We start from the raw sequence: 9609 nt of genomic DNA, 5'->3' as shown, positions 1-9609 counted from the left end.
GTCTACGTCCACGACTGGTACGCGCAGCCCACGTACTACGCCGACGACCTGTCGCTGACCGGGCCGCCGGGCCCGGTCAGCGACAGGTCGTCGGCGTAGTACGTGGGCTGCGCGTACCAGCCGTGGACGTAGACCGTCGCGCTGGTCTGGGTCGGGCCGGTGGTGAAGCTGACGTTCAGTTGCTGGTAGGCACCGCCGGTGCCCGGGGTCCAGGTGCTGGTGCCGCCGTCCACGCCGATGTAGACGTAACTCCCCTTGACCTGCGCTGAGAAGGTGTACGCCGTGTTCGGGGCGACGCCCACCGTCTGCTTGCACTGCGCGGTCCCGGTGCCGCTCGGGGTGCCGGCGAGGGCGCGACTGCCGCTCTTCGCCTGCCCGGTCACCACCTGGGTGGTGCCGGAGTCGCAGCTCCAGCCGGACAGGTTGCCCGACTCGAAGCCTCCGTTGACCAGGAACTCACCGGCGTGCGCCGTGGGGGCGAGGGCGACCAGCCCGCCGAGGACGGCGGTGCAGGCGAGGGTCGCCGTCGCGGCGACGAGGTGTCTCATGGGGGGCCGCTCCTTCGGGGGCGAGAAGAAGTGAGCATGACAACTCGCAGCAAACAGGTCTGGACCAATCCTGTCAATGGTCCGGACCATCCCCGTGGCCGGTCACCCGGATCACCCGTCCGGCGGCGGTCCGCCCCGCGACCGCCCCGGCGGCTCACGTCCGCGGTTTCGACCAGGGCCAGCGCGGCTTCTCCGGCCGGTTCCCCTCCGGGTCGTAGACGAAGACCCAGCGCGTACGGCGCTGCGCGCGCGGGCCGGGACTGGGCTCGCGATGATAGACGTGCACGACGGGGGGTGCGCCGTCCTCCTGCGGCACCGGTACCTCGTACACCTTCGGGGGCTGCCCGGTGATGCCGGTCAGCACCCCCAGCACCCGGCCGTCCAGCGGCCCTCCGACGAATTCCGTGTCCTCATGCCTCACGGGGTCAGGGTAGGCCCTGGGGAGGGGGCCACGTTCAGGAAACGGCAGGTGGGAGCAGATGTGCGACTGCCTGGGCCAGCGGGGTCACCCGGCGGGCCAGGTCCCCGGCGGGGCTGCCCGCGCTCTCCCGCTCCAGGGCGGCCAGTGCGACCTCGGCGGTCTCCTGGTCGGTGGTGGAGCTGACCAGCAGGAGCGCGATGAAGTGGTCCACCAGCCACCGCCGCAGCTCCTGGGCGGGGGGCTGCTTGCCCTCGTCCAGCCAGGTCAGCGAGACGGCCTCGACGCTGGCGATCCAGGAGCGCACCATCATCGCCAGCCGCGGTCCGGGGTGCGGCGCGCCCAGGTGCATCAGGATCTGCTCGGCCGCGCCGCGCCGGACACCGTCCACGATGGCATCGGTCCGGCTGGTCTCCGCGACGCTGCCGCCGCGCAGCAGGGCGGAGTACGCCGCGTCGTGCTCGTCCACGTAGGAGAGGTAGCGGTCCAGCGCGTTGGACAGGCGCTGGGTCATCTCGCCCTCCGCGGGCTCCACGAAGCAGGTCCGCAGTTCCTCGGCGGCGTTGCGCATGGCGGCCTCGTACAGCTGCTGCTTCCCGCCGGGGAAGTAGCGGTAGACCAGGGGACGCGAGACCCCGGCGGCCGCGGCCACGTCGTCGACCGAGACGTCCTCGGGCCTGCGGTGCCCGAACAGGTCCACGGCGGCGGCGAGCAACTGGGTACGGCGCTGCTCGACGCTCAGCCGGCGGTAGGCGGGGGCGGCGGCGGGCGCCGGCGTCGAACTGCCGTTCATGAACGCCAGCGTATCCGCCCGCGCGCCGTGCTACCCGAGAAGTCCCGAGCTGCGCCACATGCGCCGTACGCCCGGACCCTCGAACATGCCGATCTCCTCCAGGAAGTCCATCAGCTTCCGCGCCGCCTGCCGCATCACGTCGCGGCGGTGCGGGCCAGCTCGGCGGCGTGCCGGGGGTCGAGCCCGACCGAGGCGTACACCTGGGGGCTGATCAGCGACCGGGCGATCACCCGTGCGGCCTCGGCGGAGGAGATCCGGGTGAAGGCGATCTCCCAGCGCGGAGCCGAGCTCATCTGGCGGCGCAGCTCCTCACGGGCGTAGCGGATGTGCCGGGCCTCCTCGACCACGTGGATGCGGGTGACGCCACGGGTCAGCGGCTGCACGCGCTCGTCCGGGAAGGTCAGCCGCTGCATCCAGTCGAGGATCTCCTCGGCGAGCAGGGTGCCCGTGAAGGAACCGGGTGTGGTGGAGACGGTCTTCAGCGCCCGCCCGAGGTTGTGGTCCGTGCGCGAGGGCTTGTAGACGGGTGTGCCGAGCCGGGTCACCAGCCGCGCGAACATCTTCGAGTGGCGGCACTCGTCGGCGATCTCGGTGAGCGCGTAGCGGACGTGCCCGCTGGTGGGGTCCAGGTCGTAGGAGTGCCGCAGCAGCAGCTGCATGAGGATGATCTCGAACCAGATGCCGATCGAGGCCAGCGACGCCGACTCGTGCCGGCTCAGCTCGATCCGCTGTTCCTGCGACATGTGCTTCCACAGCGGGGTGTCGTACAGGGAGCACAGCTCGGGCGGCCAGAACCACGTGCCGTCCTCGAACGGGGCGTCCCAGTCCAGCTCGGTGTCGGGGTCGAAGGAGTGCTTCGCGGAGGCGTCGAGCAGCCGCTCCGCCACTTTTTCACGCGTTGCAAGAGGGGTGCCAGCGGTCATGCTCTTATGAGACTGTGTGTCAGCAAGCCCGTCAAGAGTCGAGGAGACGCCAATGCCGTCGCAGGACAACCTGTGGGAGATCCCGGCTTCCGGAGCCGCCCGCTTCTCCTGGGAGTACGACGACGGGCGCGACCGGCTGCTCGCCCTCTACCAGAAGGGCAAGGACAAGCAGTGGGACGCGGTCACCCGCATCGACTGGGACATCGAGGTCGACCCGTACGACCCGCTCGGCGTGCCGGACCAGAACATGACCGTCTACGGCACCCCCTACTGGGACAAGATGTCCGAGCGGAACAAGCGCGACATGCGCCGTGCCTACGCCTCCTGGCAGTTCAGCCAGTTCCTCCACGGGGAACAGGGCGCCATGGTCTGCGCCGCCCGCATCGTGGAGTCGGTGCCCGACCTCGACGCCAAGTTCTACTCCGCGACCCAGACCATGGACGAGGCCCGGCACGCCGAGATCTACTCCCGCTTCCTGCGCGAGAAGGTCGGCATGGTCTACCCGATCAACGACTCGCTGCAGGCCCTGCTCGGCGACACCCTGCGCGACTCCCGCTGGGACATGCCGTACCTGGGGATGCAGGTGCTCATCGAGGGGCTGGCGCTGGCCGCCTTCGGCATGCTGCGCGACACCACCGACAAGCCGCTGCCCAAGCAGATCCTCGCCTACGTCATGCAGGACGAGGCCCGGCACGTCGCCTTCGGGCGGATGGCGCTGCGCGACCACTACAGGCAGCTGTCCGACGCCGAACTGCGCGAGCGCGAGGAGTTCGTCATCGAGGGCTGTTACCTCATGCGCGACCGGCTGCGCGGCGCCGAGGTGCTGGAGGACTTCGGCATCCCGCGGCAGGAGGCCGAGGAGCTGAGCGAGCGCTCGGAGTACCTGCAGCTCTTCCGCAGGCTGCTGTTCAGCCGCATCGTTCCGTGCGTGAAGGACATCGGGCTGTGGGGCGAGCGGCTGCAGCGCGCCTACGTCGACATGGGCGTCCTGGAGATGGGCGACTCCAACCTCGACCTGCTGATGGCGCAGGACGAGGAGATCGCCGAGAAGCTCGACGCCGAGCGCTTCGCCCAGGAGGAGACCGAGCGGGCCGCCGAGGTCGAGCAGGCCATCGCGCTGGGCGCCCAGGACTGACCGCGGCCGGCCACGGGATCAGCGTCCCAGCACCGCGCGCATCACGGCGCGGGCGACCGGGGCCGCCTTGCCGCCGCCGCTGATGTCGGCGCGGTCCGCGGCGGCGTCCTCCACGACGACGGCGACGGCGACCTTCGCCGGGGCCCCCCGGCCCTCCTTCGCCCAGGAGATGAACCAGGCGAACGGGTTCCCGCGGTTGTCCTCGCCGTGCTGCGCCGTGCCCGTCTTGCCGCCCACCACCGCGCCGGGCAGGGCGGCGTTGCGGCCCGTGCCGTGCCGCACCACGGCGACCATCATGTCCTGCATCACGAAGGCCACGGTCGCGTCCATCACCTGCCGGTAGGCCCGTTCACCGGTGATCTCCAGCGGGAGGCCGGCGCCGTCGGTGGTCCGGTCCACCAGGTGCGGGTACATCAGCGTGCCGTCGTTGGCCACGGCCGCAGCGACCATCGCCATCTGCAGCGGGGTGGCCCGGGTGTCGTACTGCCCGATGGACGACAGCGCCAGCTGCGCCCGGTCCATGCGGCGGTCGAAGACGCTGACCGCGGGGTGCGACGGGACCCCGATGGAGGGGTCGTTGAAGCCGAAGGCCTCAGCCGTCTCGCGCATCGCCCGCAGCCCCACGTCGTCGCCGAGCTTGCCGAAGACGGTGTTGCAGGAGACGACGTACGCGTGGAGCAGCGGCGCGTCCTCACAGCCCGCCGACGCCGACTCGTTGCCCAGCGTCGTCGTCGTGCCCGGCAGGCGATAGGGGTCCGGGGAGTCGGTGGGCTTCCCGACGTCGGTGACCACCCCGGAGGCGAGCGCCGCGACCGCCGTCACCGTCTTGAAGGTCGAACCCGGGGGGTACGTCTGGCGCAGCGCCCGGTTGAGCATCGGCTGGTCCTCGGCGGTGACGAGCCGGTGCCAGGCGCCGAGCGCCTCCGGGCCGGTGCCGGCGATCGTCGCGGGGTCGTAGGAGGGCGTGCTGACCAGCGCCAGGATCCGGCCGGTCGCCGGATCGAGGGCGGCGACCGCGCCCTTCTTGCCGCCCAGCGCCTTGTACGCGGCCTGCTGGGCGGCCGGGTCGATGGTGGTGCGGACGTCGCCCGGGCGCTGCGGCGCCCTGCTGACCGCGTTCCACAGCGGGAGCGCCGACAGCCCGGGGGAGGAGCCGGACAGGACGTCGTCCGCGGCGGCCTCCAGCAGGGCCGTGCCGTACGTCTGGGAGGAGAAGCCGGTCACGGGCGCGTAGAGCGGGCCGTCGGCGTAGGTGCGGACCCAGTCCAGCTGGGCGCCGGTGGACCGGGAGCCGGTCACGGGCCGGCTGCCGACGAGGATGTCGCCGCGCGGCTGCGCGTAACGGTCGATCGGCACCCGCCGGTTGGCGGGGTTGGCGTCGTACGCGGGGGCCCGCACCACCTGGACCCGGATGGCGTTCACCAGCAGGGCGACGAGGAGCAGCAGGCACAGTGCCGCGGCCCGGCGGGCGTACGGGGTCACGCCGCGGCCGACCCGCCGCTGGTGGCCCGGCCGGCGGTCCGGCCGGTGTCCGGGCCGGGCGGCGGGCGTCGGGCGGTGTCGCTGAGCAGGATCAGCAGCGCGACGATCACCCAGTTGGTGACGACCGACGAACCGCCCTGCGCCAGGAACGGCATCGCCATCCCGGTCAGCGGGATCAGGTCCGTCACCCCGCCCGCGATCACGAAGACCTGCAGCGCGACGATCGAGGCCAGCCCCACGGCCAGCAGTCTGCCGAACGGCTCGCGGACCGCCAGCCCCGTCCGGTAGCCCCGGGCCACCAGCAGTCCGTACAGCAGGAACAGCGCGGTCAGCCCCGTCAGTCCCAGCTCCTCGCCCGCCGTGGCCAGGATGAAGTCGGACTTGGCCGCGAAGCCGATCAGGATCGAGTGCCCCTCGCCCAGGCCCGTGCCGAGCAGCCCTCCGGCGGAGAACGCGAACAGCGACTGCGCCAGCTGCCCCGGCCCCTGCCCGGCCTCGATGCTGGCGAAGGGGTGCAGCCAGTCCGCTACCCGGGAGTGCACGTGCGGTTCGAGCGAGCCGACGAGGAAGGCACCCGCCGCCGACAGCAGCAGCCCGATCGCGATCCAGCCGGTGCGGCCGGAGGCGACGTAGAGCAGGATCACGAAGAGGCCGAAGAACAACAGCGAGGTCCCCAGGTCGCGTTCCACCACCAGCACGCCGAGGCTGATCGTCCAGACCGCCAGCACCGGGCCCAGCACCCGGCCGGTCGGCAGTTGCAGCCGGCGGAACCGCCGGACCTGCCGGCCGGCGTACGCGAGCGCGGCGCGGTTGTCCGCGAGGTACGCCGCGAAGAAGACCGCCAGCAGCACCTTCGCGAACTCGCCGGGCTGGAAGGAGAAGCCCGCGACCCGGATCCAGATCCTGGCGCCGTTCACAGCGGGGAAGAGGCTCGGCACGATCATCAGCACCAGGGCCGCCACGACGCCCAGGTACGCGTACCCGGCCAGGGCGCGGTAGTCGCGCAGCAGCAGGACGACCGCGATGAACAGGGCGACGCCCAGCCCGGACCAGACCAGCTGCGCCGGGGCGGCGGCGTCGGGGGTCTCCAGGTCGAGGCGGTAGATCAGGACCAGGCCGAGTCCGTTGAGCAGCACCCCGATCGGCAGCAGCAGCGGGTCCGCGTACGGGGCGCGCAGGCGCACCGCCAGATGGGCCACCAGCGCCAGCCCGCCGAGCGCCGCGCCGTAGCCGGCCGCCCCCTGCGGTACGGCGCCGTCGTGCGCGAGGCCCACGGCGCAGTAGCCGTACACCGGGATCAGCACCGCGCCGACCAGCAGCGCCAGCTCGACGCCACGGCGCCGGGGCAGCCGGACGGCGGGCACGGCGAGGGCCGGTGGCGAGGTCCCGGGGGCGGGGGCGGTCATGGGACGCAACGTAGCAAGACATCCCGGACAAATCGTTCATATTCGTGGGAGGTGGCGTTGTCACAGGGGGCCACTAGCGTGGCCGCCATGACCTTCAAGGCGCCGCAGTCCCTGTCCGAGCTGCCGTACGCGCAGGCACTGGAGCCGTTCGACGAGCCCGGGCTGGGCGTCGAGGAGCGGTACGACACCGTGCACTTCGACGGCCTCACCTTCGGCGAACAGGACGCCGGCGGCGCCGTCTTCCTGGAGTGCGCGGTCACCGACACCGTCTTCGAGGGCGGCAGCCTGCGCCGGGCGCGCTTCAACGAGGTCTGGCTGCAGGGCGACCGCTTCGTCGGTACCTCGGCGGCCGAGACGAACTGGATGGACGCGACCGCCGACTCCTGCGTGCTCGCCGGTGTCGAGGCCTTCGGCGCGGTGCTGCGGCGGGTGGTCTTCCGGCGCTGCAAGTTCGACTCCGTCAACCTGCGCTCGGCCCGGCTGCACGAGGTCGTCTTCGAGGACTGCGTGCTGCGCGACGTCGACCTCGGCGGCGCCCGCCTGAAGGACGTCTCCTTCCCCGGCACCGCCCTGGAACGCCTGCGGCTCGGCCGTGCCGAGCTCGACGCCACCGACCTGCGCGGCGCTACCCGCCTCGACCTCGCCGACGGGCACGACTCGTTGCGCGGCGCCGTCATCGGCAGCGCCCAGTTGCTCGACCTGGCCCCGGCGCTGGCCGCCGCGCTGGGCATCGTCGTCCGGGACGGAGCGGACGACGGCCCCCGCCGTCCCCGGCGGCGCTGACCCGTCCACGGCCGAAAAGGTGCGGCGGAAGCCGGGCCGCCGCCGCAGAATCACAGGCATGGGAAAGACGTACGAACGCATCGACGGGCGCCTGCGCGCGTTCATCGAGGAGCAGAAGGTCTTCTTCACCGCCACCGCGCCCCTGTCCGGCGACGGGCACGTCAACGTGTCGCCCAAGGGCCTCGACGGTTCCTTCGCCCTCCTCGACGACCGCACCTTCGCCTACGCCGACCTCGGCGGCAGCGGCGCCGAGACCATCGCCCACCTGCGGGAGAACGGCCGCATCACCCTGATGTGGTGCGCCTTCACCGGGCCCCCGACCATCGTGCGGGTGCACGGGCGCGGCGAGCCCGTCTTCCGCGACGACCCGCGCTGGGACGACCTGCTCCCGCACTTCTCCGACGACATCCGGGCGCGCACCGACCTGCGCGCCGTCATCCTCGTCACCGCCGAACGCATCAGCGACAGCTGCGGATTCGCCGTCCCCTTCATGGACTTCCGGGAGGAACGGCCCCTGCACACCCAGCGCTTCTCCCGCGAGACCGAGGAGTCCTTCAGCGACTACTGCGTGGGCAAGCCGTACGTCGCGGTCAGTCTCGACGGGCTGCCGGGCCTGCCGCTCCCGCTGCCGCCCCGCACGTCCTGACGGGGGCGCCACCGCGCCAACCCGGTTCCGGGCCGCACGATTTGGGACGACAGAGTCTCAAAAGCACCCTTGCGGCGACAAGATCCCTCTGTCGTACTTGTACGGCCGTGTGTCCGGAGCCGAGAGGTGGTCCCCCCATGCCCGTACGGCCCGTGCGCGGTCGCCACCGCAGACCCCAGCCGCCGAGCCGGCTCTCGCCGGTGTCGGTCGCCGTCACCGCCGCCTCCGGAGCGGGACTCGCGCTGCCGCTGGTCGCGGCCACGGGCGCGGGCGCGGCCACGACCGGCACGTGGGACAAGGTCGCCCAGTGCGAGAGCAGCGGCCGCTGGCACATCAACACCGGCAACGGCTACTACGGCGGGCTGCAGTTCGCCCAGTCGACGTGGAAGGCCTACGGCGGTGGGAAGTTCGCCGCCCGGGCCGACCTGGCGACCAGGTCCGAGCAGATCGCGATAGCCGAACGGGTCCTGGACGGGCAGGGTCCCGGGGCGTGGCCCGTCTGCTCGCAGCGCGCCGGGCTCACCCGGGGCGGACCGCAGGCGCAGGACCCGCCGCGACGTGCGGCGGCCCCGGCGAAGAAGACCGAACGCAAGGAGAAGCCCGGGACGGACCGTGCCCCCGCGGCGCGGGACGACTCCTACACGGTCGTCAGCGGGGACACGCTCTCCGGGATCGCCGACGAGCAGGACGTCCACGGCGGCTGGCAGCGGCTCTACGCCGTGAACCGCCGGGTCGTCGGAGCCGACCCCGACCTCATCCTCCCCGGACAGGAACTGTCCGTGCCGGGAGCGGAGCCCGCGAAGGACCCCAAGCCGGCCAAGGCATCCAAGCCCGCCAAGCCCGCCAAGCCCGGCAAGCCCGCCAAGCCCGCGAAGACCGCCAAGCCCGCCGAGCGGCACGCCGCGCCCGCCTCCGCCGCGCGGACCTTCGTCGCACCGGTCGGCGGAGCGCTCGGCACCCCGTACCACCGCAGCGGATCCCACTGGGCCAGCGGTTACCACACCGGCCAGGACTTCGCCGTGCCCACCGGCACCTCCGTCAAGGCGGTCGCCGCGGGCACGGTCGTCGAGGCCGGCTGGGGCGGCGCCTACGGCTACCAGGTCGTGATCCGGCACCACGACGGCATGTACACCCAGTACGGCCACCTGTCCTCGCTGACCGTACGGACCGGCCAGACCGTGGCCGCCGGCCGCCAGGTCGGCCGCTCGGGCTCCACGGGCAACACCACCGGCCCGCACCTGCACTTCGAGGTGCGCACCGGCGAGGGCTACGGCTCCGACGTCGACCCGGTCGCCTACCTGCGGCGGCACGGGGTCCGCCTCTAGGTCGTGTCGTCACACCGGCTCCGCTGGGAGGTGCCCCCAGGTGCGGTGCATCGCAAGGCGGAGAGTCGTCCTCGTAGTGGGCTACTCGGACGATTCGACGACTCCCCCGGGCCGAAGGCTGGGGGAGTGCCGTGCCTGGGGCACCTCCCA

At 72.4% G+C, this 9609-nt stretch carries 9 protein-coding genes and 1 pseudogene; 4 read left to right on the top strand and 6 right to left on the bottom strand.

Features of this window, described 5'->3' with window-relative positions:
- Positions 1-35: 35 nt before the first annotated feature.
- The 4 genes and pseudogenes from PV341_RS40780 to PV341_RS40765 form a co-directional block, all read right to left on the bottom strand.
- Entirely contained in the window at positions 36-548 is a 513-nt protein-coding gene (locus tag PV341_RS40780; RefSeq protein WP_500360463.1) for a carbohydrate binding domain-containing protein, read from the bottom strand.
- A gap of 154 nt (positions 549-702) precedes the next feature.
- The gene (locus PV341_RS40775) at positions 703-969 is read right to left on the bottom strand and encodes a DUF8847 domain-containing protein (protein WP_499513943.1); all 267 of its coding nucleotides are present in this window, start codon (positions 967-969) and stop codon (positions 703-705) included.
- 34 nt (positions 970-1003) lie between these two features.
- Positions 1004-1759 carry a TetR/AcrR family transcriptional regulator gene (locus PV341_RS40770; RefSeq protein ID WP_499513944.1) on the bottom strand — a complete coding sequence of 252 codons (756 nt, stop codon included), beginning with the start codon at positions 1757-1759 and terminating at the stop codon, positions 1004-1006.
- A gap of 30 nt (positions 1760-1789) precedes the next feature.
- Positions 1790-2682 (bottom strand): annotated as a pseudogene (locus tag PV341_RS40765) (AurF N-oxygenase family protein).
- Positions 2683-2734: 52 nt separating this feature from the next.
- Here PV341_RS40765 and PV341_RS40760 point away from each other — a divergent pair.
- Entirely contained in the window at positions 2735-3817 is a 1083-nt protein-coding gene (locus tag PV341_RS40760) for a ferritin-like domain-containing protein (RefSeq protein ID WP_500325514.1), read from the top strand.
- Positions 3818-3835: 18 nt separating this feature from the next.
- On the opposite strand, the gene PV341_RS40755 is transcribed toward PV341_RS40760, so the two are convergent.
- Positions 3836-5299 carry a penicillin-binding transpeptidase domain-containing protein gene (locus tag PV341_RS40755; protein ID WP_500325512.1) on the bottom strand — a complete coding sequence of 488 codons (1464 nt, stop codon included), beginning with the start codon at positions 5297-5299 and terminating at the stop codon, positions 3836-3838.
- Complete coding sequence (locus PV341_RS40750; protein WP_500325510.1) at positions 5296-6705, bottom strand: FtsW/RodA/SpoVE family cell cycle protein; 1410 nt, start codon at positions 6703-6705, stop codon at positions 5296-5298. The genes PV341_RS40755 and PV341_RS40750 overlap by 4 nt, the downstream gene beginning before the upstream one ends.
- An 87-nt stretch (positions 6706-6792) precedes the next feature.
- Here PV341_RS40750 and PV341_RS40745 point away from each other — a divergent pair, with 87 nt between their 5' ends.
- The 3 genes from PV341_RS40745 to PV341_RS40735 all read left to right on the top strand — a co-directional run bounded on the left by PV341_RS40745 (position 6793) and on the right by PV341_RS40735 (position 9459).
- The gene (locus PV341_RS40745) at positions 6793-7488 is read left to right on the top strand and encodes a pentapeptide repeat-containing protein (protein WP_500325508.1); all 696 of its coding nucleotides are present in this window, start codon (positions 6793-6795) and stop codon (positions 7486-7488) included.
- Between the two features lie 58 nt (positions 7489-7546).
- Positions 7547-8134 carry a pyridoxamine 5'-phosphate oxidase family protein gene (locus PV341_RS40740; RefSeq protein WP_500325506.1) on the top strand — a complete coding sequence of 196 codons (588 nt, stop codon included), beginning with the start codon at positions 7547-7549 and terminating at the stop codon, positions 8132-8134.
- Positions 8135-8271: 137 nt separating this feature from the next.
- Positions 8272-9459: a transglycosylase family protein gene (locus PV341_RS40735; protein ID WP_500360461.1), complete on the top strand. Its 1188-nt coding sequence runs from the start codon at positions 8272-8274 to the stop codon at positions 9457-9459.
- The last annotated feature ends 150 nt before the right edge of the window (positions 9460-9609 follow it).

Origin of the sequence: Streptomyces sp. PA03-1a (assembly GCF_033792805.1) — a bacterium.
Taxonomy (GTDB): domain Bacteria; phylum Actinomycetota; class Actinomycetes; order Streptomycetales; family Streptomycetaceae; genus Actinacidiphila.
This window is presented reverse-complemented; position numbering and strand designations above follow the sequence as displayed.

Bases quoted from the DNA above. Each gene is read 5' to 3' on its own strand.
- PV341_RS40740 (WP_500325506.1), top strand. From the start codon at position 7,547: ATGGGAAAGACGTACGAACGCATCGACGGGCGCCTGCGCGCGTTCATC.
- PV341_RS40750 (WP_500325510.1), bottom strand. From the start codon at position 6,705: ATGACCGCCCCCGCCCCCGGGACCTCGCCACCGGCCCTCGCCGTGCCC.
- PV341_RS40735 (WP_500360461.1), top strand. From the start codon at position 8,272: ATGCCCGTACGGCCCGTGCGCGGTCGCCACCGCAGACCCCAGCCGCCG.
- PV341_RS40760 (WP_500325514.1), top strand. From the start codon at position 2,735: ATGCCGTCGCAGGACAACCTGTGGGAGATCCCGGCTTCCGGAGCCGCC.
- PV341_RS40780 (WP_500360463.1), bottom strand. From the start codon at position 548: ATGAGACACCTCGTCGCCGCGACGGCGACCCTCGCCTGCACCGCCGTC.
- PV341_RS40770 (WP_499513944.1), bottom strand. From the start codon at position 1,759: ATGAACGGCAGTTCGACGCCGGCGCCCGCCGCCGCCCCCGCCTACCGC.
- PV341_RS40745 (WP_500325508.1), top strand. From the start codon at position 6,793: ATGACCTTCAAGGCGCCGCAGTCCCTGTCCGAGCTGCCGTACGCGCAG.